Annotated in this window: 25 protein-coding genes; 10 read left to right on the top strand and 15 right to left on the bottom strand. The window is 61.2% G+C overall.

From position 1 onward, the window contains the following. Positions 1–77: 77 nt before the first annotated feature. Positions 78–968 (bottom strand): DMT family transporter, encoded by an 891-nt coding sequence (locus tag N1937_RS15190; protein ID WP_260056482.1) that lies wholly within the window; start codon positions 966–968, stop codon positions 78–80. Between the two features lie 100 nt (positions 969–1,068). Between N1937_RS15190 and N1937_RS15185 the strand changes: the two genes are divergently transcribed. After that, complete coding sequence (locus tag N1937_RS15185; protein WP_260056481.1) at positions 1,069–1,539, top strand: DUF3052 domain-containing protein; 471 nt, start codon at positions 1,069–1,071, stop codon at positions 1,537–1,539. A 4-nt stretch (positions 1,540–1,543) separates the two neighbouring features. Here the strand turns inward: N1937_RS15185 and N1937_RS15180 are convergent, their stop codons facing one another. Genes N1937_RS15180 through N1937_RS15170 form a run of 3 tightly spaced genes read right to left on the bottom strand, consistent with a single transcriptional unit; the run spans position 1,544 to position 5,894 of the window. Beyond that, positions 1,544–2,686: a PQQ-dependent sugar dehydrogenase gene (locus tag N1937_RS15180; protein ID WP_260056480.1), complete on the bottom strand. Its 1,143-nt coding sequence runs from the start codon at positions 2,684–2,686 to the stop codon at positions 1,544–1,546. Between the two features lie 60 nt (positions 2,687–2,746). Then, positions 2,747–3,520, bottom strand: coding sequence for a class GN sortase (locus N1937_RS15175; protein ID WP_170254843.1), 774 nt, complete (start codon positions 3,518–3,520; stop codon positions 2,747–2,749). Beyond that, positions 3,510–5,894, bottom strand: coding sequence for a marine proteobacterial sortase target protein (locus N1937_RS15170; RefSeq protein WP_260056479.1), 2,385 nt, complete (start codon positions 5,892–5,894; stop codon positions 3,510–3,512). The genes N1937_RS15175 and N1937_RS15170 overlap by 11 nt, the downstream gene beginning before the upstream one ends. Before the next feature lie 384 nt (positions 5,895–6,278). On the opposite strand from N1937_RS15170, the gene N1937_RS15165 reads away from it, so the two are divergent. The 6 genes from N1937_RS15165 to N1937_RS15140 all read left to right on the top strand — a co-directional run bounded on the left by N1937_RS15165 (position 6,279) and on the right by N1937_RS15140 (position 11,019). After that, positions 6,279–7,481: a pyridoxal phosphate-dependent aminotransferase gene (locus tag N1937_RS15165; protein WP_017965297.1), complete on the top strand. Its 1,203-nt coding sequence runs from the start codon at positions 6,279–6,281 to the stop codon at positions 7,479–7,481. Positions 7,482–7,583: 102 nt separating this feature from the next. Continuing rightward, complete coding sequence (locus N1937_RS15160; protein WP_011652922.1) at positions 7,584–7,844, top strand: type II toxin-antitoxin system Phd/YefM family antitoxin; 261 nt, start codon at positions 7,584–7,586, stop codon at positions 7,842–7,844. A 2-nt stretch (positions 7,845–7,846) separates the two neighbouring features. Next, positions 7,847–8,233: a type II toxin-antitoxin system VapC family toxin gene (locus N1937_RS15155; RefSeq protein WP_026154248.1), complete on the top strand. Its 387-nt coding sequence runs from the start codon at positions 7,847–7,849 to the stop codon at positions 8,231–8,233. A gap of 197 nt (positions 8,234–8,430) precedes the next feature. Then, positions 8,431–9,321, top strand: coding sequence for a glycosyltransferase family 8 protein (locus N1937_RS15150; RefSeq protein WP_245268371.1), 891 nt, complete (start codon positions 8,431–8,433; stop codon positions 9,319–9,321). A 43-nt stretch (positions 9,322–9,364) separates the two neighbouring features. Further along, the gene (locus tag N1937_RS15145) at positions 9,365–10,234 is read left to right on the top strand and encodes a 3-deoxy-manno-octulosonate cytidylyltransferase (RefSeq protein ID WP_260056478.1); all 870 of its coding nucleotides are present in this window, start codon (positions 9,365–9,367) and stop codon (positions 10,232–10,234) included. A 95-nt stretch (positions 10,235–10,329) separates the two neighbouring features. Next, positions 10,330–11,019: a glycosyltransferase gene (locus N1937_RS15140; RefSeq protein ID WP_170254847.1), complete on the top strand. Its 690-nt coding sequence runs from the start codon at positions 10,330–10,332 to the stop codon at positions 11,017–11,019. Between the two features lie 45 nt (positions 11,020–11,064). Here the strand turns inward: N1937_RS15140 and N1937_RS15135 are convergent, their stop codons facing one another. Further along, on the bottom strand, positions 11,065–12,162 hold the full coding sequence (locus N1937_RS15135; protein ID WP_017965292.1) for a calcium:proton antiporter: 1,098 nt from the start codon (positions 12,160–12,162) through the stop codon (positions 11,065–11,067). Between the two features lie 231 nt (positions 12,163–12,393). On the opposite strand from N1937_RS15135, the gene N1937_RS15130 reads away from it, so the two are divergent. Further along, positions 12,394–12,675: a DUF2188 domain-containing protein gene (locus N1937_RS15130; RefSeq protein WP_017965291.1), complete on the top strand. Its 282-nt coding sequence runs from the start codon at positions 12,394–12,396 to the stop codon at positions 12,673–12,675. 2 nt (positions 12,676–12,677) lie between these two features. Here N1937_RS15130 and N1937_RS15125 read toward each other — a convergent pair whose 3' ends face one another. Further along, positions 12,678–13,193, bottom strand: coding sequence for a GrpB family protein (locus N1937_RS15125; protein ID WP_017965290.1), 516 nt, complete (start codon positions 13,191–13,193; stop codon positions 12,678–12,680). A gap of 104 nt (positions 13,194–13,297) precedes the next feature. Next, on the bottom strand, positions 13,298–14,197 hold the full coding sequence (locus N1937_RS15120; protein ID WP_017965289.1) for a LysR family transcriptional regulator: 900 nt from the start codon (positions 14,195–14,197) through the stop codon (positions 13,298–13,300). Positions 14,198–14,291: 94 nt separating this feature from the next. On the opposite strand from N1937_RS15120, the gene N1937_RS15115 reads away from it, so the two are divergent. Beyond that, on the top strand, positions 14,292–15,314 hold the full coding sequence (locus tag N1937_RS15115; RefSeq protein ID WP_017965288.1) for an NAD-dependent epimerase/dehydratase family protein: 1,023 nt from the start codon (positions 14,292–14,294) through the stop codon (positions 15,312–15,314). Here the strand turns inward: N1937_RS15115 and N1937_RS15110 are convergent. The 6 genes from N1937_RS15110 to trxB form a co-directional block, all read right to left on the bottom strand. After that, complete coding sequence (locus N1937_RS15110; protein WP_017965287.1) at positions 15,311–16,111, bottom strand: aminoglycoside phosphotransferase family protein; 801 nt, start codon at positions 16,109–16,111, stop codon at positions 15,311–15,313. The genes N1937_RS15115 and N1937_RS15110 overlap by 4 nt on opposite strands. A 75-nt stretch (positions 16,112–16,186) precedes the next feature. Next, positions 16,187–17,311 carry an alkene reductase gene (locus tag N1937_RS15105; RefSeq protein ID WP_017965286.1) on the bottom strand — a complete coding sequence of 375 codons (1,125 nt, stop codon included), beginning with the start codon at positions 17,309–17,311 and terminating at the stop codon, positions 16,187–16,189. Between the two features lie 25 nt (positions 17,312–17,336). Continuing rightward, entirely contained in the window at positions 17,337–18,503 is a 1,167-nt protein-coding gene (locus tag N1937_RS15100) for an MFS transporter (RefSeq protein WP_260056477.1), read from the bottom strand. A gap of 1 nt (position 18,504) precedes the next feature. Continuing rightward, positions 18,505–18,798, bottom strand: a complete 294-nt coding sequence (locus N1937_RS15095) for an ArsR/SmtB family transcription factor (protein ID WP_011652911.1) — start codon at positions 18,796–18,798, stop codon at positions 18,505–18,507. Between the two features lie 554 nt (positions 18,799–19,352). Continuing rightward, a complete protein-coding gene (locus tag N1937_RS15090; RefSeq protein WP_026154247.1) occupies positions 19,353–20,249 on the bottom strand; it encodes a LysR family transcriptional regulator VtlR in 897 nt (298 codons plus the stop codon). A 22-nt stretch (positions 20,250–20,271) separates the two neighbouring features. Beyond that, positions 20,272–21,246, bottom strand: coding sequence for a thioredoxin-disulfide reductase (gene trxB / locus N1937_RS15085; RefSeq protein WP_017965283.1), 975 nt, complete (start codon positions 21,244–21,246; stop codon positions 20,272–20,274). A gap of 230 nt (positions 21,247–21,476) precedes the next feature. On the opposite strand from trxB, the gene N1937_RS15080 reads away from it, so the two are divergent. Further along, the gene (locus N1937_RS15080; RefSeq protein WP_003541645.1) at positions 21,477–21,944 is read left to right on the top strand and encodes an Lrp/AsnC family transcriptional regulator; all 468 of its coding nucleotides are present in this window, start codon (positions 21,477–21,479) and stop codon (positions 21,942–21,944) included. A gap of 11 nt (positions 21,945–21,955) precedes the next feature. Here the strand turns inward: N1937_RS15080 and N1937_RS15075 are convergent, their stop codons facing one another. Both N1937_RS15075 and N1937_RS15070 read right to left on the bottom strand, forming a co-directional pair. Beyond that, entirely contained in the window at positions 21,956–23,308 is a 1,353-nt protein-coding gene (locus N1937_RS15075) for a sigma-54-dependent transcriptional regulator (RefSeq protein WP_260056476.1), read from the bottom strand. Between the two features lie 4 nt (positions 23,309–23,312). Continuing rightward, on the bottom strand, positions 23,313–25,181 hold the full coding sequence (locus N1937_RS15070) for an ATP-binding protein (RefSeq protein ID WP_260056475.1): 1,869 nt from the start codon (positions 25,179–25,181) through the stop codon (positions 23,313–23,315). Between the last annotated feature and the right edge of the window lie 167 nt (positions 25,182–25,348).

Raw genomic sequence — 25,348 nt, 5'->3', positions numbered from 1 at the left:
AAATGCAACGCCAACGCGTCTCCCGCATCGGATAATTTTTTTTCCGATGGGTGACTCGCCCATATCTGGACGGGTGATCACGCGGCTGGCAGGCGCCGCCGGGTGAACCCGGGCACAAGCTCGACCACAAGCATAGCGATAAACATTAGCGCGCAACCTGCATAACCTGTTGCCGGCATCGTTTCGCCGAGCAGCAGGGCTGCAAGTGAGGCACCGAAGAGCGCTTCGGAAGAAAGAAAGATCGCTGCCTGCGAGGGCGTCGTGTAGCGCTGGCCGATCACCTGCAGCACGAAAGCCACGCCGGAGGAGAAGATACCGACATAAAGGATCTCCGGCGCCGCGGCCTGTATCGCCGAAAGGCTGACCGGTTCGACGGCTGCGGCAACGGCCAGCGCCCAGACCGCGGTGACGGCGAATTGCACGGCGGAGAGCGCGAGCGGCCTTCCGGTCTCCGAAACGGTCGTGCCGGCAAGGGTGATCTGGATCGCCCAGAAGACGGCGCAGACGACGGTCAGCAGATCGCCAGGCGCCATCGCCGAGAGATGGCCGCCGGACAGAAGGTAGATGCCGGTGATCGCCATCAGCGCGCCCGGCCAGATGATCCAGTGCGGAGCACGGCGCAGGAAGAACACGGCGATCAGCGGCACGAAAACGACGTAGAGGCCGGTGATGAAGCTGGAATTCGTCACCGTCGTCGTCTGCAGTCCGACCTGCTGCGTGGCTGCACCGCCGAAAAGGGCAAGGCCGATCAGGATGTAGAGCTTGGCATGGCGCGCGCTTGTCTTCTCCGTTGCCTTGCGCGCTTCGAAAAGGACAAAAGGCAGCACGGCCAGGGTGGCGACGGCAAAGCGCAGGCCGATGAACCAGAAGGGGCCGATCGCCTTCATCGCCGTCGACTGCGCGACGAAGCCGCCGCCCCAGATGGCGGCTGCAAGCAATAGGAGGAGGTTCGCCTGAACGCGCGTCATGTCGTCCTCAATGGGGAAGGGAGATGTGCCCAAGCGGTTAGCAGTTGCGTTTCCTTTCGGCAAGGGTGAAGACTTCGTGTCGGTTGACGGAGATGAATGCATGCGACACGAGGAACGGAAGCCGGCCGGCGATGCGGCGGCGCCTAGTACGGCAGGTTATTCCCGCACGCCGCTTGTCAGGAAACTCGGCCTTGCACACGGGCAGACCGCCGCTCTTCTCGGCATTCCGGAAACGATCGGTGACATCTATGGCTTCGACGGTTTTGCTTCGGTCGTCCGCGTGCTTCCCGAGACGCCTCAGCGTGCGTTTGACTATGTGCATCTGTTTACGACCGAACGGCCGGCGCTGGAGGCTGTTGCGCCAGCGCTTTTCCGTGTCTTGAGGCGGGACGGCATGGTCTGGATATCCTGGCCGAAGAAGAGTTCACGCGTGCCGACTGACATCACGGAGGACGTAGTGCGGGCGGTTCTGCTCCCAACCGGTCTGGTCGACGTCAAGGTCTGCGCCGTCGACGAGATCTGGTCCGGGCTGAAGTTCGTCATCCGCAAGCAGCTGCGCGGCGCGTTGTGATCGCTCAGCCGTTACGGGCTCGCGCTCTTGAGACCCTGAGCAGCGCGCCGTTATCCTCGTCCGTCACCATCAGCAGCGCACCGTCGGGTGCGATGACAACGTCGCGGATGCGGCCGTATTCGCCCTCGAACAGGCGCTCTTCGGCAACAAAGGCGCCGCTATCGTCACGCTGCATGCGCGAGAGCAGCTGGAACTTCAGCGCCGCGACGAGGAAATTGCCGTCCCATTCCGGGAACATGGCGCCGCGATAGACGGCGAGCGCGCCGGGCGCAATTGAAGGATCCCAATAATGCAGCGGCTGTTCCAGCCCTTCCTTGGCGGTGCCTTCGCCGATTTCGGCGCCCGAATAGTCGCGGCCATAGGTGATGATCGGCCAGCCGTAATTCTTGCCGGCCTCGGGCTGGTTGATCTCGTCGCCGCCGCGCGCGCCGTGCTCTGCGGTATAGAGCTTGCCATCCTTGGCGTCGAAGGTGATGCCCTGCGGGTTGCGGTGGCCTTTCGACCAGATTTCCGGCAGCGCCTTGCCGCCGTCTTTGAACGGATTGTCTGCAGGGATGCTGCCGTCGGCATTGATGTGGATGATCGATCCGGCATCGTCCTGCCAGTCCTGCGAGCGGTCGCGGTCGCCACGGTCGCCGACGCTGATGAACAGCGAACCGTCGCGGGCAATCGCGATGCGCGAACCGTACTGGATGTTGCCTGGCGTGAAGCGCCGCATGGTGAAAACAGGCGTCACGGCATGGAGCGTCTTTTCGTCAGTTGAAAGCATGGCGCTGAAGGCCTCGGTGCCGGAGCCCTGGCTGTTGGCGATGGCGGCGGTGAAATAGAGCTTTCTGGATGTCGCAAAGTCCGGAGCGAGCGCCACATCCATCAGGCCTCCCTGACCACGGGCGCTCACCTTGGGCACGCCGCCGATCGGGCCTGAAACCTTGCCGTCGCGGACGATGCGCATGCGGCCAGGCCGCTCGGTCACGAGATACGCCCCGTCGGGCAAGACCTCGACCGCCCAGGGATGTTCGAGGTGGTCGGCGAGCTTGTCGATCCGCACTGCGAGATCCTGCGTCTTGATGGTGTCGGCTGCATCCGCCGATACGGTGCCGAACAGGACCAGCGCTGTGGCGAAATGGAAGGCGGATATTCTCTTCATCTTGCTTCCCTGTGGTCTCTCCAGGTTGAACGTGGAGCGGGCAGGGGAGGGCTTCAACCCTCATTCGACCTGCAATAACGGCTTTGTGTTTACCGGTTGAACCGATCCCGTCGCCTGGTCGTCGACCAATTCTGCCTCAAGGATGTAGCGCAGCGGCCCGCGTTCGGTGGCATTGAAGGGCCAGCAGGTGGTCAGCACCAGGCGGCGGCCATCGGAGGAGGGATCGATGCCGTTGGCATCCCACGGGGCGATGCGGCCCTCGCCGGCCTTGAAGGTCAATAGTTTGCCGTCGCGGCGAGTGACCTCGATCGTATCGCCGGGCCTTATATATTGCAGCCAGCGGAAGTGCGTGTCGCGATGGGCAGCGATGACGGAGGTGCCTTCCTCGCCCGGTTGCGGCGTATTGGCGAGCCAGGCCGGACCGAAGGCGAGAGCCTCGCCGGAGGCGCCGGAGAGCACGATCGCCTCCTTGCCGAGGCGCGGGGCGCGCACCTTGGCCTCGGTGGTAAAATCCGCCCAGGGCCAGGGTTTTGTTTCTTCGCCCCGCAATTCGGCAGCGAAGGCGCGTTTCAGCAGAACCTGGGAAAGCTCTGCCTTCACCTTCAGCAGGAAGCCGTCACCCATCAGCGCCAGGCCATAGAGGGCAAGGCCGGCGATGGCAAAGGCAATTGCTTTTTCGATTGAGGAAAGGCGCCAGAGGAAGAAACCCTTCTTCTGGCGCATCTTCGGTCGATCATAGGCCGTAGCGGCGGCCATGGCGAGTTCCAGATAGGTCGGAAGCGGCTCGAATTCGGCCGCTTCCTCATTCTGGCTTGCGGAGAGCCTAGAGACCATTTCGCTTGACCCCGACAGCAATAATGCCCTTTAGGCGTCGCCGCCACACGGCAAGCCCGCTTGCCGCCGTCAGCGCCACGAGCAGCATGGTCAGACCGCGGATGATCTGCTCGTCGGCGCGCGTCGCCGTCTGCGGCAGGTTCACGGTCGTGCTTTTTTGCGCGATCATGGTGGCCGCTTTGGCGGTCGGGGCTGCGGCCATCATGTTTGCGATCTCAGGCGACGCGGCGAGCTCCCGTGTTTCGGCCGCAGCCTGCACCGATCCGGGGTTTCCTGTCGGCGTAGCCGAGCCATGGCGCTCCGTGCCGCCAAGAGGAGCAGGGGTTTCGCCGAGGACCTTATCAAAGTCCCAACCTTCCGGCAGGTTGAGCGGCAGCTTGGTTGAGCCGAGTGGCTGGTCGACCGGACGAGACGGAGTGACGTCGACGGCAACCAGGCTGGTGACGCGAGAGACGAGATGATGGGCGAGCGCCACGGTCTCGATATCCTTGTCGAGCGCGGCCGGATCCTGACGTTCATAGGCGCGCGCCTCGAAATCGTCGATCTTGCGCCGCGCCCAGAGCTTGGAGATGCCGTTGCCGTTGGCGGCATTGGCGATATCCATTTCGACGCGCCACGGCTGGTCGCCTGTCTTGCCGATGATCTGCAGCTTGCCGGCGGGCTGATCGTCAGGCAGCTGCGCGGTCAGCACGACCGGCTCGCCGCTGTAGAGGTCCGGCATCGGGTTCGGCGTGATATCCTCGGCCTCGATGCCTTCGAAGGTGGCGGTGATATCGGTCATGGTTGGGTTCTGCAGCTTAGCGAAAAGCTCGCCCATGCGGCTTGCCACCTGATCGGTCGAGCCGATCGCCGTGAAGGTGCCGCGGCCGACTTCGGCGGCCTTGGTCATGAAATAGGTGTTCGGTGCCGAGCCGATGCCGACGGTGAAGACGCGGGCATCGGCTCGGTTCGCGGTGATTTCCTCAAAAAGCTGCTGTTCGTTGCCGATCGCACCATCCGTCAGGAATACGACCTGGCGCAACGCTCCGCTTGCGACCGGTCCCTGGTTGCGCAGCGCAGCCTGCAAGGCAGGCAGCATTTCCGTGCCGCCGTCAGCGGTCAGGCCTCTGACATAGGCGATCGCCTTTTCGCGATTGTCAGGGGTGGCTGCGACGAGACCCTTGAAATAATCGGTCATCGTATCGTCGAAACGGATGACGTTGAAGCGGTCTCCGGGGTTCAGCTTGGAGATGGCAAGCGCCAGGCTCTGCCTTGCCTGCTCGATCGAGGGACCGGACATGGAGCCGGAATTGTCGATGACGAAGACCACCTCGCGTTTTGCCGGCGGCGCTGCCGTATCCGGGGCCGTGGGCGGGGTGACGAAGGCGAGCAGATAGGTCTTACCATCAATCACTTCGCGGAAGAGGCCGGCACTCGGCATCTTGCCGGGAGCGGCCTTCCAGGTGAGCTCAAAATCCTTATCGGCGGGAACGGTTTCCGCCTTCAGGCTGATCGTCCTCGCCTGGTCGCCGTCCTGGCTGATATCGACCGCGTGGAAGGAAGATTTGACGTCGCCGAGCGGGAAACCGGCCTTGAGGTCTACGGTCAGCGAAACCGGATTGATCCTTGCGTTCTCACGCGGATCAAGCGCGGGGGCTTCGATCTTGTCCCGGTTTTCCACGGGGTCGCGCGGCGTGGCAAAACCGGCGCCGTTGTTGAACTCGACGGTCTGGACGATCGGCGGCGGATTGTAGCGCGGGGCGACGACCAACGGGAAGCGCAGCGAGAACTCGCCGCCCGACTGGTGGATCGTCTGCTGGTATTCGATCTGGACGACGATGGTTTCGCCGGGAGCGATATTGGCGACCTGGTTGGTGAAGATGTTCGGCCGCTGCTGTTCGAGCAACGCCGTCTTCTTGCCCTCGGCCTTGGCCTGCGCGTAGATCTCACGGGCTTCCTGGCGAGGCTTGATCTGGCCTTCGATGAAACGTTCGCCGATCTGCATTTTCAGCGCGTCGACGGCGGAATTATCCGGCAACGGGAAAACGTAGGTGCCCTCGACCCAGCCCTGGCTCGGATTTTGGAAGCGCTGCGTCACCTTTACCCTGGCGATCGGGCCGGAGACATCGATGGCGACATCGGTGTTCAGCCGCGGCGCTTCGACATAGAAGCCCGGTTCCTTCGACGGAAAGAGCAGCGAGCCTCTGTTGACGTCGTTCGGCCGGACAAGAGCCGCGAGTTGGCCGGATGCCGGCTGCGCATCGGCGCGAGCGGCGGAGGCAAGCCCCAGCATCGCGGTGATGCAGGCGGCAAAAGCGGTGATGGCAACGAGACATGAAATGGAGATCCGACGCATGCGCATGCGCCTGATGGCAAACTCATCTTCCAGAAACATTGGCATACCCTCAATAACCAATTTCGGATGCCGGATGATGCGGCTTCGATCTCGGCGCGCTCGCGACGGAATTGCGGCGTGGCGCGGCATTTGTTGCGGCTTATTCATGGCAATGGCCGAATTCGACGATGCCACTGATTTGAGAGGATAAATCCGGACGACCTCAGAGATTGATTCAAGATCTGCGCATGGTGTTTCAACCACGTGACATAGGCCTCTCCGAAGGGGGCGGCGTGCTAGACAGGCGGTGCGGCGAACCGATCAATAAGAATCATGCCACCATGACGCCTTTCCGCTTGAAATGCCGTCATACATTGGACATAGAGCTAACCGCAGAACTCCGGTCCCGGCTTTCTGCCCGTTTCAACCATTAGGACCGTTATCATGGCTTTCCTTGCCGATGCTCTTTCCCGTGTGAAGCCTTCAGCCACCATCGCCGTCTCCCAGAAAGCGCGCGAGCTGAAAGCAAAAGGACGTGACGTCATTGGTCTCGGCGCAGGTGAGCCGGATTTCGATACGCCCGATAATATCAAGACGGCCGCCATCGACGCGATCAACCGCGGCGAAACGAAGTACACGCCGGTCTCCGGCATTCCCGAGCTGCGCAAGGCGATCGCCGCCAAGTTCAAGCGCGAGAACGGCCTCGACTATTCCTGGGAGCAGACGATCGTCGGCACCGGCGGCAAGCAGATCCTTTTCAACGCCTTCATGGCAACGCTGAATCCCGGCGACGAAGTCGTCATCCCGGCGCCTTACTGGGTTTCTTATCCTGAGATGGTGGCGCTGTGCGGCGGCACGCCGGTTTTCGTTTCGGCCACCCAGGAGCATAACTTCAAGCTCCAGGCGGCCGATCTCGAAAAGGCGATCACGCCGAAGACCAAGTGGTTCATCTTCAACTCGCCGTCCAACCCGACGGGGGCGGCCTATACGCAGGACGAGCTGAAGGCGCTGACGGATGTGCTGATGAAGCATCCGCAGGTCTGGGTGCTGACCGACGACATGTACGAGCACCTGACCTATGGCGACTTCAAGTTCGTCACGCCTGTGGAAGTCGAGCCGAAGCTTTACGACCGCACGCTGACGATGAACGGCGTCTCCAAGGCCTATGCGATGACCGGCTGGCGCATCGGCTATGCGGCCGGTCCGATCCAACTCATCAAGGCCATGGACATGATCCAGGGGCAGCAGACCTCCGGTGCGACGTCGATCGCCCAGTGGGCGGCTGTCGAAGCGCTGAACGGCACGCAGGATTTCATCCCTGCGAACAAGAAGATCTTCGAAGGCCGTCGCGATCTCGTCGTTTCGATGCTGAACCAGGCCAAGGGCATTGTCTGCCCGGTGCCGGAAGGCGCCTTCTATGTCTATCCGTCCTGCGCCGGCCTGATCGGCAAGACGGCGCCGTCGGGCAAGGTCATCGAGACGGACGAGGATTTCGTTTCCGAACTTCTGGAAACGGAAGGCGTTGCCGTCGTTCACGGTTCGGCCTTCGGTCTTGGCCCGAACTTCCGCATCTCCTACGCGACTTCGGAAGAGCTGCTCGATGAAGCCTGCCGCCGCATCCAGCGCTTCTGCGGCGCTTGCAAGTAAGCGGCTTACTGTAACGCCGATTGAGGGCCTGCCGGTGACGGCGGGCCTTTTTCAATTGCGCTGACATTGACGATGTAGCCGCATGTAGCTACATTTGGCATCATGAAGACCGTCTCGATCCGCGATGCGAAGAACCGCCTGACCGAACTCGCCCGTGAGGTCGAGGAAGGTGAAACCATTGTCGTGACACGCAACGGCCGGCCGGTGTTCGATCTCGTGCCGCATCAAAAACGCGGCGGTTTGAACCTGGAGGCCGGTGAAGCCTATCTTCGTTCCAAGGGTATCACCCGCACGGAGATGTATATCGCCGACGACTTCGACGATCCTTTGCCGGAAGATTTTCTTCTCAAGCCGCTGCCGTGATCATGCGTCTGCTGCTTGACACGCACATGGTGATTGCAATTGCCCAGAAGAAACTGGCGGAGCGTTTTCCGCGTGTCGAGCGGGTGCTTTCGGACGGTGCCGCCATCGGTTTCGTCAGCGTCGCCAGCCTCTGGGAAATTGCCATCAAGACAAGGCTTGGAAAATTGCAGCCCGGATTGCCCCTCGAGACCATTCCCGTTTATCTCGGGGAGACCGGGCTGACGATCCTGCCCATCGATATCGCGCACGTCATCACCGCCGCCAACCCCGAGCCGGAGACGCGCGATCCCTTCGATCGCTTGCTGCTTGCGCAATGCAAGGTCGAGGGGCTGCAGCTTGCGACAGTGGACCGGCTGCTCGTCGATCATCCATTGGCGCTGCGGCTCTAAGTTCACGTTCCGATTCAATATGCTCCTCATCTGAATCCGCTTTGCCTTGCAAGTCGTTGAAATCCGATTCAAAACGTGACGCAGAGCGACGGTCCGGCGGGTGATCTGCGGTTGCGGGTTGGCATCAAACCAACTAGATATCCGGCATCAAGTTTAAATTGCCGCTTCGGGGGGCTGGGATTTTGCAGCAGAGTGCCGTGATCGTCTGTTCGGATGTCAACATGCTGCCGGCCGCCTGCTGCACCCTGCTTTCGGTCAAGCGCAATCTCTCAGGTTCCACTGTTGAGTTCCTGCTTCTCGGCATCGACCTCAAGCCGAACGAGATCGCCGAGGTCGGAAATTTCGCGCGGCTGCACGACATGGCGATCAGGGTGCTGCCCTACAATACGCCGGATACGGCGCTGCAAGCGCGGGGTCGCTGGTCGGGGGCGACGCTGGCGCGGCTCTACATGGATCTGTACATTCCCGATCATGTCGAGCGGCTGCTCTATCTCGATGCCGATGTGCTTACGGTTGCGCCGGTCGACGATCTCTTCGCGATGGATCTGCAGGGCAAGGCGCTTGCTGCGGTCGACGACTATGTCATGGCCTTTCCCGAGAAGGCCGGGGCGCGGCAGCGCAAGATCGGCATGGGCCAGGGCGGCCGCTACTTCAATGCCGGCGTACTGCTGTTCGACTGGTCCGTCTGCCGGGCGAGGGGGCTTTTCGCCAGGACCCGGGAAATCTTCGAGGAGCGGTCGCATCTGTTCGAGAACAATGACCAGGATGCGTTGAACGTCACGTTCGACCGCGACTGGCTGGTGCTCGATCCGCGCTGGAATACACAGACGGGCTTGCTGCCCTTCGTCGATCGGCCGGCCATCTTTCATTTCACCGGCCGGAAAAAGCCGTGGCAGGCCACCGTGCCCTGGGTGCACCGGCGGATGGCCAATCGTTATGCCGAAGATCTTCGCAACACACCCTGGGCGTCTTTCTGCAGGCAACCGTCGATGACGGACCGAGTGGCGGGCTTCCTCTCGCATGTGGGAAAGCAGATCGGCGGGCTGACGCGGCTTGCCCGGATGCGCGCCTATTTCAGCAACAGCTAGTCGGGCGGACCGCGTCGTCCTTGGAAAGTGCATGTGAGCCGATATGGAAGCAATCCCTAGCGATAACAAGGCTACGACCGCTCCGGACGGAGGCTTCAATTTCTTGACGCCGGAAGCGTGGAAGGCGCTGTTGTCGGGCTATTCCCATGTCGTGCTGGTCGCAAACAGCGAGGCGGTCGATCTCGAACGGCTGCGGAGCGAATTGCCGGAGACGGCGCTCTACGTCTTCTTCAACAAGGTCTATAAGGTGCTCGACGAACCCTTCGTCGGCCATTCCATGCTGGTTGCCCGCAGCGACGTCATGGGCGCCCATATCGTCCATCGGCGCGAAGCGGCGGATGTCTTGCGCTTCTTTGGCGGCGACGATTTCCTCGGCGTCGTCAACATCCGGGTCTCCGTCGAGGAAAATCTCAGCGAAAAGAGCTGCTTCGAAGGCGCTGAGGCCCGTCACCTTGATCTGACACAAATGCTCGCCGATCTCTATCCGATCGGCAAGATCGCGACGAGCGGCTTTGCGGTAGCGCTGTGGCTCGCCGATCTGCAGCTGCCGGGCAATATCCTGCTTGCCGGCTTTTCGGCGAAGCGGAGTGAGAAGTGGAAGGTGTTCGACGTGCACGATTGGACGTTCGAGCAGATCTTTCTGCGTCTCTTTGCTCGCATGGGGTCGATCTCCATGCTGGGCGGCGTCGATGCCAGCCCCTATTCGGCGCTCGCCAAACGGTTTCCTGAGGTGCCGCCGGTTGAGATCGCGATGACTGCGGCCGAGGTCTTGTCGGAGCGGCTCGACAATACGAATAGCCAGATCGACAGGCTGATGTCCGTCACCAAATTCATCCGCGCCGTCGACAATTTCTTTCGGCGGTTCAAACCGAAAACCCGCAAGCAGCGTTTTCTCGATAAGTCGAAAGGATGACTGTCGCAGGCCTTTGCTTACAGGCGTGGGTGGCCAAAAATGCTGTTTCCGATACCAATCAATTCATCTCTCTATACTGGCGATCGAGGTGGACAATGGAACAACAGAACGTCCGAATTTTCGTGGGATTCGATCCCAAGGAAGTGGTTGCCTACCACGTTCTCGTGCAGAGCATCATCGAGAAGTCGTCGATTCCGGTCGAGTTCTCGCCCATTGCGCTCTCCAATCTTGGCGGGATTTTCACCCGCCAGCGCAACGCGCTGCAATCCACGGAGTTCTCCTTCTCGCGTTTCCTGACGCCCTATCTGAGCGGTTACGAGGGCTGGAGCATCTTCATGGATTGCGACATGCTGATGCGTGCCGATATCGCCGAGCTTTGGGCATTGCGCGACGAGCGTTACGCCGTCATGTGCGTCAAACATGATTACCAGCCGAAGATCGACACCAAGTTCCTCGGGCAGGCGCAGACCAAGTACGAAAAGAAGAACTGGTCGAGCTTCATCCTCTTCAACAATGACGAATGCCGCGCACTGACGCCCGACTACGTCAATACCGCGACCGGGCTGCAACTGCATCAGTTCAAATGGCTGGAGAATGAAGAGCTCATCGGCGAATTGCCGGTGACGTGGAATTACCTCGTCAATGAATACGACTACTGCGAAGACGCCAAGAACGTCCATTTCACCGATGGCGGGCCGTATTTCGAGGAATACAAGAACGACGATTACGCCGAGGAATGGTTCGCAGCCCGCGAACGCATGCTCTTCGCCCAACAGCCCGCCTAAACAGACTGTGCTTTCCCTTCCTCCGCGGGGCGGGGGCGGGAGCCTTCAAAGCCCCAGCGCGGTCAGCATGACGAAGGTGGCGAAGAGGATGAAATGCGTCATGCCCTCGATAGCGTTGGTCTCGCCGTCGTTGAGGTTGATCGCGGCGGCAATCAGCGTGACCGCCACCATCACCGTCTGCACCGGGGTCATCGCCATGATGAAGGGCTGGCCGGTATAGAGCGCGATCGCTTCCATCACGGGCACGGTCAAGATGACCGTCGACAGCGAGGCGCCCATGGCGATGTTGACCGTCGCCTGCATGCGGTTCCTGAGTGCCGCCCTTAATGCGGTCAGGATCTCGGGTGCGGCCGAAATCGCTGCGACGACCACGGCGGTCACGGCGATCGGCGCGCCGCTATCGCGCAGGCCTTCGGTCATGAAGGCCGCCATGAACTCCGCCAGCAGGCCGATAATGACGACGCCGATGAGAATGGTGGCGATCGAGATCGCGGCCGACTCGTCGTCGCCATGCTCGTCGGGACTTTCCTTCTTTCGTTCGGAGCGCGGGTAACTGTAGCTGAAGAAATAGCTGTGCTGGCCAACCTGCATGCGCAGGAAGAGGCCGTAAAGCGCGATCATCGCGGCGATGGTGAAGGCGGAATAATAGTGCCATTTGTCGCTGGGCACGAATTCCGGCACGATCATCGAGATGCCCATCGCGGTGAGGATCATCACGCCGTAAGTCTTGCCGGAATTGTCGTTATAGGGCTGTTCGCCATGCTTGAGGCCGCCGAGCAGGGCGGCCAGGCCGAGAATGCCGTTGATATCGAGCATCAGGGCCGAATAGATCGTGTCGCGCACCAGCGTCGGCGAGCTCTCGCCGCTCATCATAATGGCGAGGATGATGACTTCGACGGCAACGGCCGAGAGCGTCAGGATCATCGTGCCGTAGGGGTCGCCGACCTTGACGGCGAGCAGCTCGGCATGATGGGCAACGCGGATCGAGGCGAGCACGATGGTGCCGACCAGGGCCGCGGCGGCAACCAGCGCGACGCCGCGCCCCATCTCGATCACTGCGTGTTCCAAGAGATAGGCGATCACTGCAACGACAAGTGCGGCGACCAGAAACTTTTCCTCTTTAAGGCGTGACGCGATCCCCAAGCCTCTGCTCCTGTTCAGATTCATACATTTTATCTAAGTCACTGATTTCGCCTATCAAGAAAGCCGCGGTCGAGTGCCATTTGCAGTCTTCGGCGTTTAATGGAATACTGAACGTCATCGGGGCCGGAAAGCAGATCGCGGCGTCCTCGAATTCTCGTCAAGCGGCCGCGATGATCCGGATCCTGTCCGGAAGCGTGCGGATGCGCAACAAGAAGATGAGGAGACGGATGCATGATCAAGGTGGTCTATGAAGTCGTGCCGCATGACGGCGGCTGGGCCTACAGGCTGGGAGGTGTCTATTCCGAGGCATTCCCGACCCATGCCGAGGCGCTCGAAGCTGCACGCATCGTCGCGGCCGAACAGCAGGTCGGCGGCGATTCCGCCGAGATCAGTTGGCAGGACGAGAACGGCAAATGGCATGAGGAATATGCCGAGGGCGGCGATCGGCCGGAAACCGAGGTGGTGGACGGCTTGTGGAAGGACCGTACAGCCGAAGCCTCGCAAGGCATCTGAAGCTAACCATCGCCCGTCAATGCCCGCGCGACGATCGCATCGACGAATTCGCGCTTGTGCGCAGTATAGCGGTCGCCGTCCATCCGGAATTCGGCTGCCAGCCTGCTTTTGAGCGCGGCATAATCGGCTGCCGCTTGCGGATGCGCGATGAGATAATCCCGGAAAGCCAGCCTGTTTCGATGCGTGCCGTTGCCGGAAGGGCAAAGGTAGACCCGTTCCGCCGGCACCGAACCTCTCGATAGAAAAGCCCAGACATCGTCGTCATAGCGATTGCCGCGCGGCTCGTAGCCTTCGGCCAGAAGCACGCGTGTGGCGTCCTCGATATGCTCGAGGCCGGGAAGAACGATGTCGATGTCGATAAGCGGCTTGGCCATCATGCCCGGTATGGACGTGCTGCCGATGTGATCGATGGCGAGCGCCTGCGGCAGCAAGGTTAGAAGCTTGCCGCGGATACGCTGAAAGGCTTGCGGCCATCGCGGATCGCAGGGCACGAGTTCAACCGCATGGTGCTTTGTCATTTGCATCCCGCCGGGGTGCGCGTCCGATAAGACGCGTTAAGGAGGCTCTATTGCTTCGAAATTTGCGCATGATTCTTTGCGAAAATCGATTCTGATTTTTGCGATTATGCGCTGGTCGAATATCGGAGATAGTCCTGAAGCCCCTTGACCAATACGTCAAAGGTAGCGCGGCAGCGCGGCGAAGACTTCAGGCTCTCATGCATTGCCACCCACGTGCCGAGCGGTAGGCTGAAGGCATCAGGCAGGATGTGAACCAGGTCGGGATTTTCGCGCGCGAGTCCTGTCTGGCAGATGCCGATGCCAACGCCGGCACGGATCGCCGAAAGCTGGGCGAGGTTGTTGTCGGAGCGGAAGGAGAATTCGATGCCAGGCACCGCATAGCGTTTCATCACCATACGGACATAGGCCGTCTGCCGGTCGAAGCCGATGAGGCGGTGGTTTGCGAGGTCAGCCAGGGTTTGCGGAATGCCGTATCGTTCGAGATAGCGGCGATGGGCGTGAAAGCCGAGCGGGATATCGCCGATGCGGCGCACGACGAGTGCAGTCTGCTGCGGCTCGGCCATGCGCACGGCGATATCGGCCTCGCGGTTCACCAGGTCCTCGATCGTATCGGATGCCGAGAGCTCGATCTGCAATTCGGGATAGGTTTCCTGCAGCGGTCCGAGAATTCCGGGCAGCACTTCGACGGCGATGACCTCACTGGCGCTGATCCTGACCGTTCCAGCCACGCGCTCGCGCTGGCCGGATGCGGTGCGTAAAAGGGCGGCCGTGGTTGCCGCCAGCGTCTCGGCGTAAGGCCTCAGCGCCAGTGCGGCGTCGGTTGGCAGCAGCCCATTCGGCGAGCGGGTGAAGAGTTCGGCGCCGATCGCCAGTTCCAGTGCGTCGACATGGCGGCCTATGGTCGGCTGGGTCAGCCCCAGTTCGCGGGCGGCGGCCGACAGCGATCCCTGTTGGAGCACGGTCAGGAAACTGCGGTAGAAATCCCAGCTCGGTTCGGAGTTCATGTATTTTCGTATAGCAGATGCACTTCTTTCGTCAATTTCGTTTATCTCCCTCTGATGGCATGATCCTCTCATCCAATCGAAGGAGATGATTGTCATGAATAGCGAAATGAAAACGACGGCCCTCGTTCTCGGCGCCACCGGCGGTATCGGCGGCGCGGTTGCCCGCAGGCTGCTTGCGCGCGGCTGGCGCATCCGGGCGCTCAATCGTGATGCCGCCAAGGTGTCGAGGAACGAGCCAGCCTTCGACTGGATGCAGGGCGATGCGATGAATGCCGGCGACGTCCTGAAGGCGGCTGAAGGCGTCGGCCTTATCGTCCATGCCGTCAACCCACCCGGCTACCGCGACTGGGAAACGCTGGTGCTGCCGATGCTCGACAATACCATCGCCGCTGCTCGCGCCGTCGGCGCGCGAATCGTGCTGCCGGGCAACATCTATAATTTTGGTCCCGATGCCCTGCCGACGCCGACGGAAGAAAGCCCGCAGCATCCGACGACGAAGAAGGGGGCGATCCGCGTCGAAATGGAGGAGCGGCTGAAGGCGGCCTCGCAGTCCGGCGCCGGCGCCATCATCGTCAGGGCAGGGGATTTCTTCGGTCCAGGCACGACGGCCAACAGCTGGTTTTCGTCCGGTCTCGTGACCCCAGGCAAGCCCGTCGCCACGATCAGGAACCCGGGTCGGCGCGGCATCGGTCATCAATGGGCCTACCTGCCAGACATGGCGGAAACCATCGCCCAGCTCATCGAGCGGGCCGATCGGCTGCCGCCTTTCTCCGTCTATCATATGGAGGGCTTCTGGGATGCGGACGGCATGCAGATGGCCGAAGCAATCAAGCGCGTCGCCGGCGGCAAAGCAAAGATCGGCGGCTTTCCTTGGTGGATCGTGCCGCTGGCGGCGCCCTTCGTTCCGGTGATGCGGGAGATCAAGGAGATGCGCTATCTCTGGAAGCTGCCGGTGCGGATGCGGAACACCAGGCTTGTGGCCGAACTCGGCAAGGAGCCGCAGACGCCGATCGACGAAGCGGTCAGGACTTCGCTCGTGGCACTTGGCTGCCTGCCCGAATCGCACCATCAAGCCGCGGCAGACCTTATCGGGCACCCGTCGCAGAACGCGGGTTAGCTCTCGAGTTCGGCCAGCGCGATCCGGGCGACCGTCAGGGCGGTTTCTGCCTGCTGAATATTCGGATCACCGAGGAACCAGGCGGCGGAAAGGCCGGAATAGGCGGCGATCCATTGCAGCAGCCGCTTCGGCTCCAGCTTCGCCTCCGCTGAGACGATGGCGAGCTGGCGGCGGAAACGGGCGGGATCGGTGATGACAGGCAGTTCCTCGTTGGCGAAGATATTGGCGAAATCGAAGCCACGCTCGCCATGAAGCCGCTTCGGATCGATCGCCAGCCAGCCGCGTGCCTCGAAATCGAGGATGTTGCCGTGGTGGATGTCGCCGTGAAGAATGGTGACATCACGCTGATCGGCAAGGAGGACGTTGGCGATCACCGAGCAATCGGCAAACGTGCCGCCATGCTTGCCCGCTGCCGGTTCCAGATCCCGAAACCAGCGGGTGAGAGGGATGGGATCGGGAAGTGGTTTTTCGCGCGACGCATGCAGCCGTGCCGCCGTGCCGCAGAGGATGCGGCTTGCCTCATCGTCCTCGCCGTTCATTGCCATGGCAAGCAGCGAGCGTTTTCCCGTCGCCCGTTCCAGCAGCACGGCGTCGCCCTCATGGGCGTAGACATAGGCTGCGCCGTCACCGTCCCACCACTGCATCAGAAGAGCGCCGTATCGTTCGTCGATATCTGCCGCGACTTTCAGCATAGCGGGCTTATCCCGCCAAAGGACCGGGAGCAGGCGGCTTGAATGGGTGATGATGGGCTCGCCGTCTGATATTAGCGACCAGCGGTCAAGATAGGGAGCGAACATGGCGGCACCCTACAAAAACCCGTCGAAAATGGAAATCCCGCCTTTCGGCGGGATTCGCGTTCGCGTGTGAAAGCTTCAAGCGACCTTTTCGAGGATGGGATAGTCGATATAGCCCTTGCCGGTGCCGCCGTAGAAGGTCGACTGGTCGGGCGTGTTGAGCGGCAGATTGTGTTCCAGGCGCTCGACGAGATCGGGATTGGCGATGAAGGGCTTACCGAAGGCGACGAGATCGGCGCGGCCGCTTTCGACAGCGTCGATCGCCAGATCGCGATCGTAGCCATTGTTGACCATCCAGTCGGCCTTGCCGCCGGCCTCTTCATAAGTCTGGCGCAGCGCCTTGTAATCGAAGGAGGGATTGTCGCCCTGCTTGTAGTCGCGGTCGCCGCCGGTCTGACCTTCGATGACATGGATATAAGCGAGATCGTATTTGGCCAGGCCTTCGACGACATGGGTGAAGGTCGCCTGCGGATTGGAATCGTAGCTTTCGCCTGACGGCGTCACCGGCGAGATCCGGATCGCCGTGCGGCCCGCGCCGATTTCCTTCACCACGGCATCGACGACTTCGAAGGTCAGGCGGGTGCGGTTTTCGATCGAGCCGCCATATGCATCAGTACGGTCATTGATACCGTCGCGGATGAACTGGTCGAGCAGGTAGCCGTTGGCGCCGTGGATCTCGACACCGTCGAAGCCGGCGTCGATCGCCGCACGGGCAGCCTTGCGGTAATCCTCGATGATGCCGGGGATTTCGGCGGTATCGAGCGCGCGCGGCTCGGAGGTGTCGGCAAAGCTGCCGGTGCCGTCGGCATTGACCAGATAGGTCTTGGCTTTGGCAATGCGATTGGTCGCGGAAACTGGCTTGCCATCGTTCGGCTGCAGCGTCGTGTGCGAGATGCGGCCGACATGCCACATCTGGACGACGATCTTGCCACCGGCTGCGTGAACGGCGTCGGTGACGCGCTTCCAGCCGTCGAGAGCCTCTTTGCTGTAGAGACCAGGCACGTTGGCATATCCCTGGCCCTGATGGGTGATCGCGGTTGCTTCGGTGATGATCAGGCCTGCTGTGGCGCGCTGGCGGTAGTATTCGACGTTGAGGTCGTTAGGAACTGCGCCCGGCGAGCGGTTGCGGGTGAGCGGCGCCATGACGACGCGGTTCTTGACTGATATGTCGCCGACTTTCGCGGGTTCGAAAAGCTTGGCCATGATGGTCCTTTCTTTTGCGGGAGGATCACTCTGCAGGGGCGAGGGCGGCCCGGCCCCTGGCGGAGAGATAGGTGAGCGCCGTCGCGCCGAGGCCGATCAGGGCCATCAAGGCTGCGGCGAGCGGAACGCGGGTGAGATCGAAGCCGGCGTCGATGACGAGGCCGCCCACCCAGGCGCCGAGCGCATTTCCGGTGTTGAATGCGCCGATGTTGATCGTGGAGACGAGATTCGGCGCATCCTTGCCGTAGCCGACGACGCCGACCTGAAGCGCCGGCACGGCGGCAAAGCTTGCCATCGCCCAAAGGAAGAGGGTGATTTCGGCCGGGATGAAGAAGCGGCTCGTATAGCTGAAGGCGATCGAAGTGATGGCGATCGCGGCGAAGACGCCGGCAAGCGTTGCGCCGAGCCGCCAATCGGCAAGCTTGCCGCCGACGAGGTTGCCGATGGTCAGCCCAAGGCCGATCAGGAACAGCGTCCAGGTGACGCCTTCCGGCGACGCGCCGGTGATGTCGCGCAGCAGCGGCGCGATATAGGTGAAGAGGGCGAACATAGAGGCGGCGAAGAAAACGGTGGTGGAGAGCGCCAGCCACAGGCGGCCATTCCGCAGGGCTGCGATCTCACGCAGAATGCTGCCGTTTTCCTGCTGCTTATCCTTGGGCAGGATGACGATCAGGCCTGATATGGTGACGATGCCGATGACAGTGACGATGACAAAGGTGGCGCGCCAGCCATAGGCTTGGCCGATCGCGGTGCCGAGCGGCACGCCGAGAACATTCGCAAGCGTCCGGCCGGTAAACATCAGCGCGACGGCGCGGGCCTTTCGGTCTTCGGCAACGAGGCCGGCGGCGACCACCGAGCCGATGCCGAAAAAGGCGCCGTGGCAAAGTGCCGTCACGACACGGGCGATCATCAGCACCCAATAGTCGCTCGCCAGTGCGCAAAGCAGGTTGCCGGCGATGAAGAAGGCCATCAGCGCAATCAGGGCGGTGCGGCGCTTCAGCTTCGCGGTCGAAATCGCCATCACAGGTGCCCCGATCGCGACCGCAAGGGCATAACCGGTCACCAGCCATCCGGCCTGCGGGATGCTGACCGAGAGATCGGCGGCAACCTCCGGCAACAGACCCATGATGACGAATTCGGTGGTGCCTATCGCAAACGAGCTCAAGGCAAGAACGAGGAGGGCGAGAGGCATTCTAGAGGTCCTGCGTCAGCTGCTTGAGGAAGGCGGCGATGGTTTCTTCGTTGCGCTTGTAAAAGATCCACTGGCCGACGCGTTTGGTGGTGACGAGGCCGGCGCGATGCAGCGTGCCGAGATGGGCCGAGACCGTCGACTGTGACAGGCCGCAGCGCTCGAACTGGCTGGCGCAGACGCCCATTTCAAAAGGATGCTCCTGCGAGGGGAAATGCTCCTCGGGATTTTTCAGCCAGTTCAGAATGTCCATCCGGGTCGGATGGGCGAGCGCCTTGATAATTTCGTCTTTATCCATCGTGGTTCGCCGAATTATAAATCGTTTCTGACCGATATATCGATCGTCTGACTTCGATATGCAAATCACGGAGGCGTGAGGCGATGGGTTTTATTGAATGAGCAAATTTTGGGCAAAAAAAGAGGGCCACTGGAAAACCAGGGCCCTTATAATTGTGAAGGTCAAAAAACCTCCAGAGGGGAACAGCTAATGCGGTGGTACTGGGAGAGAAACCACAAGGTGCATCAGCTGAGGTGGATATGGTGCTTCCTTGAGCAGGTTTCAATGCTTTTTTGTGCATGTCTGCTATGCGCCGCACAAATTTTTTGCGGTGCGGCATTTCGTTGACGAAGAAAGGCAAAAAAAGAGGGCCACTGGAAAACCAGGGCCCTTATAAGTGTGAAGGTCAAAAACCTCCAGAGGGGAACAGCTAATGCGGTGGAACTGGGAGGAAAAGCCACCATGTGCATCAGCTGTGTGCGATATGGTGGTTTAATGGGCAAACGGCAACCCTCATTTGTGCATGCCAGTCATGCGTGTTCTGCATAGTCGGCAATTCTTCAATAAAACCAAGCTTAAAAGTTCCAGTTTCTGGCCTTGCTGACGATGAAATCGCGGAAGGCCTTCAGCTTGGCGGCGTTCTTGATCTCGTCGGGATAGCAGAAATACGTGTCGAAGGAAGGGACGTCGGCGTTGATCGCCAGTTGAATCAGGCCTGGGTCGCGGCCGACGATGTAATCCGGCAGGCAGGCGACGCCGATGCCGAGCAGGGCAGCGCGTTTGATCGAGGTCTGGCTGTTGATCTGCAGATGCGGAATACGCTTGTTGTCGGACGAGCGACCGGCGACCTCAAGCCAGTTGACGTCGAGCAGGTAGCTTGGCGCCGGCTCGCCGAAGGTGATGATGCGGTGACTGTCGAGATCCTCGACCTTTTGCGGCTCGCCATGACGATTGATGTAGGACGGGGCCGCATAGACGTGCATGTGCACGGTGAAGAGTTTGCGCTGGATGAGGTCGGATTGCTGCGGCTGGCGCAGGCGGATGGCGCAGTCGGCATGACGCATGTTCACATCCACTTCCTCGTTGTCGAGGATCAGCTGGATCTGCACATCGGGATAAAGCTGCAGGAATTCCTGGATCTTGTCGGTCAGCCAGCCCTGGCCGAGGCCGACCGTCGTCGTGACGCGCAGCTTGCCGGATGGCGTCTCGGTCGTCTCGGTGAGCTGCATCTTCACGGTTTCGAGCTTCAGCAGCACGTCATGGGCGGTGCGGTAAAGCAACTCGCCCTGTTCCGTCAGAATCAGGCCGCGTGCATGGCGGTGAAACAGCTTGGTGCCGACATCCTGCTCCAGGGCGCTGACCTGGCGGCTGATGGCGGATTGGGACAGATGCAGTTTATCCGCCGCATGCGTGAACGAACCCGCCTCGGCAGCTGCGTGAAAAATACGCAGCTTGTCCCAATCCAATGGCATTCCCCCACCCCTCATGCCGATCTTACTCCGCGGCCACGGCGACGGGCATGTGGCCCGTCAAGTATCGCTCGGCTTCAAGTGCAGCCATGCACCCCAAGCCGGCGGCAGTGATCGCCTGGCGGAATGTGTCATCCGTCACGTCGCCCGCTGCATAGACCCCCTCCAGGCTGGTCGCGGTCGAATCCGGCGCAGTCCAGAGATAACCATTGTCCTTCAGCTTCAGCTTGTCCTTGAAGAGCTCGGTTGCCGGCGCATGGCCGATCGCGACGAAGACGCCATCGATCGCCACTTCGGTGATCGTGCCGGTTCTGACGTCGCGCAGGCGCGCGCCGGATACGGATTGCGGCATCGGCGGCTTGGCCGGCGTGCCGGTAATCTCGGCCACTTCGGTATTCCACAGCACCTTGACATTGTCCTTGGAGAACAGGCGTTCCTGCAGAATCTTCTCGGCTCGGAAGAAGTCGCGGCGGTGCACTAATGTCACCGACTTGGCGATGTTGGAGAGATAGAGCGCCTCCTCGACGGCGCTGTTGCCGCCGCCAACCACGATCACATCCTTGTTGCGATAGAAGAAACCGTCGCAGGTGGCGCAGGCCGAAACGCCAAAGCCCTGGAAATGCTGCTCGCTCTCGATGCCGAGCCATTTGGCCTTGGCGCCGGTGGCAATGATCAGCGTATCGGCGGTCCAGACCTGGCCGCTGTCGGTGCGGGCTACGAAAGGACGCTGGTTCATGTCGACTTCGGTCACGAGGTCGTTGACGATCTCGGCGCCGACATGTTTTGCCTGCTGCAGCATCTGTTCCATCAACCAGGGACCTTGGATCGGATCGGCAAAGCCCGGATAGTTTTCGACATCAGTGGTGATCATCAGCTGGCCGCCCTGTTCGAGACCGGCGATCAAAACCGGTTTCAGCATGGCGCGCGCGGCATAGACCGCGGCGGTATAGCCTGCGGGTCCGGAACCGATGATGAGCACCTTGGTATGGCGGGCGGGCATGTCATTTCCTTTCGACTGGCAGGAGGGCGGCGGCTAATGAGCGATTGCGGCCGTTTCGCGGTCCTGCGCCATTTATGAACGTCCAATGCTTTTATTCAAGGGCAGCCTTGCGTTACCAACAAGGCAAATCGCCCAGATGTGCAAGAATCCGTCATCGGCGTGAAACTTTCTTGCGTATTCCGCGGCTTTATATAGAAGCTCGCCGCGGAGAATTAAAGAAAGGCAATGATGTGGGTCGTGCGGAACTCGACGTCATCGATATAAAGATACTCCGGGAGCTGCAGGCCGACGGCCGCATGACCAATGTGGAGCTTGCCGATCGCGTCGGCATCTCGGCGCCGCCGTGCCTGCGCCGGGTGCGCAAGCTCGAGGAAGCCGGCATCATCGAGGGCTATCACGCGATGCTGAATAGCCCGAAGCTCGGATTCGACCTCGTCGCTTTTTGCATGGTGGGCCTCAAGCATCAGTCGGAAGGCAACCTCAAGGCGTTTGCCGCCGCCACCGCCGAATGGCCGCTGGTGCGCCAGGCCTGGATGGTCTCCGGCGACAGCGATTTCCTGCTGCATTGCGTGGCGGAGAACCTCACCCGCTTTCAGGATTTCGTCATCGAGGTGCTGACGGCGAACGAACATGTCGATACCGTGCGCACCATGCTGACGATCCGGCAGGTGAAGAAGCTGGGACTGGTGGAAGTCTAACGCCGCGCAGATTATCGAGACTTTCGCGCGGTGAAACCGCCTCGGTTGATGCCGTGGCGCTGGAGTTTGTCATAAAACGTCTTTCTCGGAATGCCGAGCGCCTCGATGGTGCGGCGGACGTCGCCGTCATTGGCCGACAGCGCGTCGCGAATGATCTCCGCCTCGTAGCGCTCCAGCCGTTCGGGAAGCGTCGCATCCGTCGGCTGCGGAGGGACCGCTGCCGTTCCACCGCCTTCCACGCCAAGCGCGACGCGTTCGGCATAATGCGAGAGTTCGCGGACATTCCCCGGCCATGTGTGCGAGGCGAGATGCTGCCGCACATCCGGGGAAAGCGGCGGGACACCGCGACGGAAACGCTCCGCGGCGCGAGCGGCGAAGTGGGAAAACAGCAGCGGAATGTCGTCGCGGCGTTCTCTCAGCGGCGGAATGGAGATCGTCACGACGTTCAGCCTGTAATAGAGATCCTCGCGAAAATCGCCGCGCACCGAAGGATCCCCGAGGTCGATCTTGGCGGCCGCGACGACGCGAAGATCGACCGGACGCACCTCATTGGTGCCGAGCGGCGTGATCTCGCGCATCTCCAGCACCCTCAGCATCTTGACCTGGGTGGCGGCCGGCATGCTTTCGATCTCGTCGAGGAACAGCGTGCCGCCGCTCGCATGTTCGATGCGGCCCGTGCGGCGCTTCTGGGCGCCGGTAAAGGCGCCGGCCTCGTGGCCGAACAGTTCGCTTTCGATGACGGTTTCGGGCAGGGCACCACAATTCAGCGCCACGAAATTGCCCTTCCGGCGGTGGCTCCACTGATGCAGGATCTGGGCTACCACTTCCTTGCCGCTGCCCGTTTCGCCGGCGACAAGCACGTCCACATCGGTATCGGCGATGTGGCGAAGGATGTTTCTAAGATTTTCCATGACAGGCGTCTGGCCGATCAGCGGCAAATTCTCCTGCGCATCTTCGGCTGCTTTCCGCAGCATGCGGTTTTCCAGAACAAGCCGCCGCTTCTCGCTTGCGCGACGCACGCTCTGGACGAGCCGATCGGCTGCGAAGGGCTTGGCGATGAAATCATAGGCGCCGTCCTGGATCGCCTGAACGGCCATGGGAATATCACCGTGGCCGGTCATCAGGATTACCGGCAGGTCGGCATCGACGCTCTGGAGCGTGGCGAAGAGTTGCAGTCCGTCGATCTCCGGCATGCGGATATCGGTGACGACGGGGCCAGCAAAGTCCGCCGGCAGATCCGCCAGCGCGGCTTTCGCGCCATCATAGGCGGAAACGGAAAATCCTGCGAGTTCGAGCGTCTGCGCGGTGGCGCGGCGCAGGTCCTCGTCGTCGTCGATCAGCGCAACAGGGGTCGGCGTTTCCATGATCTCAAGCCTTCCTTAGCTGAACGATGAACCGGGTTCCGCTATTGTCGCTTAAAACCTCCATCCGGCCGCCATAGTCGCCGACGATATCCTTGGAGATCACCAGGCCGAGGCCGAGACCGCTTTCCTTCGAGGTATTGAACGGCGTGAACAAGCCCTTCCGAATATCAGGCGGGATGCCGGGACCGTTGTCGGCGACCGTGACCGTTACCATCCCTGCATCGGTGTATGTTCTGACCTCGACGCGACCCTCTCCGGCCTTCGGCGCTACCGCCTCCAGGGCATTCTGAAGCAGATTGATCAGCACCTGCTCGAGACGGATCCGGTTTCCCATCACTAGCAGGTCAGGGGGCGGCAGGTCGATGTCGAGCGTATCCATCCGGCCGGCAAACCGGCTCCGCAACAGCATCACCGCACCCTCGATGACGTCTTTCAATCCTGTTGGTTCGGCGCTGCCGCGGCCCTTGCGGGCAAAGGTCTTCAGTTCCTCGGTGATCGAACCTATGCGCTCCGTCAGCGCCGCAATGCTTTCGAGATTTTCGCCGGCAGGCGCCGTCTGGCCGCGATCGAGGAAGGTGCGGGCGTTATCGGCATAGGCGCGGATGGTCGCGACCGGCTGGTTGATTTCATGGGCGACGCCGGCGGCCACCTGACCCAGGATGGCCAGCCGGTTGGCCTGCACCAGATCCTGTTGCACTGCCTGCAGCTTCTGTTCCGTGCTCTTGTGGCCGATGATTTCAGCCTGCAGCCGGTCCCGAGCCTGGCTGAGATCCAGCGTCCGCTCGACTACCCGCCGTTCCAGTTCCTCCCGCGCCTGCTGTTCGCTGGAGATTCGCAGGGTGATCATATGGCGGCGGCGCAACAGGAAGGCTGCTCCGGCCAGCAGCGGCAGGAGTATCAGCAATGCCAGCATGCGGGATTCGCGAATCCCCGCATCGACGGATGGCCCCAGCGCCACCAGGTGCTGCAAATGCCATCCGGTCGCCGGCACCGACGTTGCGACATCGAGAAACCTGGTTTTCCCGGCATCGCCCGGCATGACGATCTCGACGATATCGAGCCCGTCGCCGAGATTTCGGACCATGTCGAGCGGTAGAGGCTGAAGCGGCGCAGCGCCGAATTGAAGGCTTTCGCGGATCGCCGTCAGCCGGTCTTTGGCGATCCGGCCGATCGTCATGAACCGCCATGACGGGATGCTGGTGATGAGGACAATGCCGCGCTCGTCAACGACGTAGGACGGGGTGCCCGAGGCGTTCCAATCCGCCTCGACGTCGTCGAATTCGACCTTGACCACAACGACGCCCAGCAGGCCATTGCTGCCCGAAATCCGCTGGGAGATATAGAGACCCGGCTTCTTGCTGACCGTGCCGAGCGCGAAGTGCTCGGCCTGTCCTCTTTCGGCCGCCCCCTGAAAATACTCGCGGAAACGATAGTCATTACCGACGAAGCTCGTCGGTTCGCGCCAGTTGCTGGCCGAAACCGCCATGCCGTCCTTGTCGATGACATAGATGACGGCGGCCTTCGTGCCCGCCGTCAGCATTTCCAGCTTCTGACTGAGCCGCTCGAATGTGCCGGCATCGTTTCCCGCCAGCGCCGCGGCGAGAGCCACGTCCTGCGATAGCACGAAGGGAAGCGCTCGGTATTTTTCGAGAACCGTGCGCAGCAAAGCCGCATTCAGCCTCGCATCCATGCGGGCCTGTTCCTCGAGGGCAGCCTCCGCCCGATGCCGGCCGATCTCGCCGCTTACCCACAGGCTGGCCACGACGGCGACAAGGGCGAGCACAGCATAGGCCCACCATGTCCGGCGGATGCGGTGATGCAAGGGTAGAGAAGGCCACAATTTCGGCGACACGGACATGGCAGATTTGTGCATTTTTCTGCACGAAACGCAAACGGATTTGTGCGGATTTCCGCATTCTTAATTAGCAATCCGTAGTTTGATAACTTTTTTTTGTAATGAAACCAATTGTTTGCCTGGTGGCGTAAAACTGGCACGCCGATTGCGAAAGGAATGCCAACAACGGCTGAGCTGTTGGACTT

This window comes from Rhizobium sp. WSM4643 (assembly GCF_025152745.1).
GTDB lineage: Bacteria > Pseudomonadota > Alphaproteobacteria > Rhizobiales > Rhizobiaceae > Rhizobium > Rhizobium leguminosarum_I.
The sequence above is the reverse complement of the archived record's forward strand: the minus strand, read 5'-3'. Positions and strand labels throughout refer to the sequence as shown.

Excerpts from the sequence above, each read along its gene's own strand:
- N1937_RS15190 (WP_260056482.1), bottom strand. The coding sequence starts at position 968 with ATGACGCGCGTTCAGGCGAACCTCCTCCTATTGCTTGCAGCCGCCATC.
- N1937_RS15185 (WP_260056481.1), top strand. The coding sequence starts at position 1,069 with ATGCGACACGAGGAACGGAAGCCGGCCGGCGATGCGGCGGCGCCTAGT.
- N1937_RS15180 (WP_260056480.1), bottom strand. The coding sequence starts at position 2,686 with ATGAAGAGAATATCCGCCTTCCATTTCGCCACAGCGCTGGTCCTGTTC.
- N1937_RS15175 (WP_170254843.1), bottom strand. The coding sequence starts at position 3,520 with ATGGTCTCTAGGCTCTCCGCAAGCCAGAATGAGGAAGCGGCCGAATTC.
- N1937_RS15170 (WP_260056479.1), bottom strand. The coding sequence starts at position 5,894 with ATGTTTCTGGAAGATGAGTTTGCCATCAGGCGCATGCGCATGCGTCGG.
- N1937_RS15165 (WP_017965297.1), top strand. The coding sequence starts at position 6,279 with ATGGCTTTCCTTGCCGATGCTCTTTCCCGTGTGAAGCCTTCAGCCACC.
- N1937_RS15160 (WP_011652922.1), top strand. The coding sequence starts at position 7,584 with ATGAAGACCGTCTCGATCCGCGATGCGAAGAACCGCCTGACCGAACTC.
- N1937_RS15155 (WP_026154248.1), top strand. The coding sequence starts at position 7,847 with ATGCGTCTGCTGCTTGACACGCACATGGTGATTGCAATTGCCCAGAAG.
- N1937_RS15145 (WP_260056478.1), top strand. The coding sequence starts at position 9,365 with ATGGAAGCAATCCCTAGCGATAACAAGGCTACGACCGCTCCGGACGGA.
- N1937_RS15140 (WP_170254847.1), top strand. The coding sequence starts at position 10,330 with ATGGAACAACAGAACGTCCGAATTTTCGTGGGATTCGATCCCAAGGAA.
- N1937_RS15130 (WP_017965291.1), top strand. The coding sequence starts at position 12,394 with ATGATCAAGGTGGTCTATGAAGTCGTGCCGCATGACGGCGGCTGGGCC.
- N1937_RS15125 (WP_017965290.1), bottom strand. The coding sequence starts at position 13,193 with ATGACAAAGCACCATGCGGTTGAACTCGTGCCCTGCGATCCGCGATGG.
- N1937_RS15120 (WP_017965289.1), bottom strand. The coding sequence starts at position 14,197 with ATGAACTCCGAACCGAGCTGGGATTTCTACCGCAGTTTCCTGACCGTG.
- N1937_RS15115 (WP_017965288.1), top strand. The coding sequence starts at position 14,292 with ATGAATAGCGAAATGAAAACGACGGCCCTCGTTCTCGGCGCCACCGGC.
- N1937_RS15110 (WP_017965287.1), bottom strand. The coding sequence starts at position 16,111 with ATGTTCGCTCCCTATCTTGACCGCTGGTCGCTAATATCAGACGGCGAG.
- N1937_RS15105 (WP_017965286.1), bottom strand. The coding sequence starts at position 17,311 with ATGGCCAAGCTTTTCGAACCCGCGAAAGTCGGCGACATATCAGTCAAG.
- N1937_RS15100 (WP_260056477.1), bottom strand. The coding sequence starts at position 18,503 with ATGCCTCTCGCCCTCCTCGTTCTTGCCTTGAGCTCGTTTGCGATAGGC.
- N1937_RS15095 (WP_011652911.1), bottom strand. The coding sequence starts at position 18,798 with ATGGATAAAGACGAAATTATCAAGGCGCTCGCCCATCCGACCCGGATG.
- N1937_RS15090 (WP_026154247.1), bottom strand. The coding sequence starts at position 20,249 with ATGCCATTGGATTGGGACAAGCTGCGTATTTTTCACGCAGCTGCCGAG.
- trxB (WP_017965283.1), bottom strand. The coding sequence starts at position 21,246 with ATGCCCGCCCGCCATACCAAGGTGCTCATCATCGGTTCCGGACCCGCA.
- N1937_RS15075 (WP_260056476.1), bottom strand. The coding sequence starts at position 23,308 with ATGGAAACGCCGACCCCTGTTGCGCTGATCGACGACGACGAGGACCTG.
- N1937_RS15070 (WP_260056475.1), bottom strand. The coding sequence starts at position 25,181 with ATGCACAAATCTGCCATGTCCGTGTCGCCGAAATTGTGGCCTTCTCTA.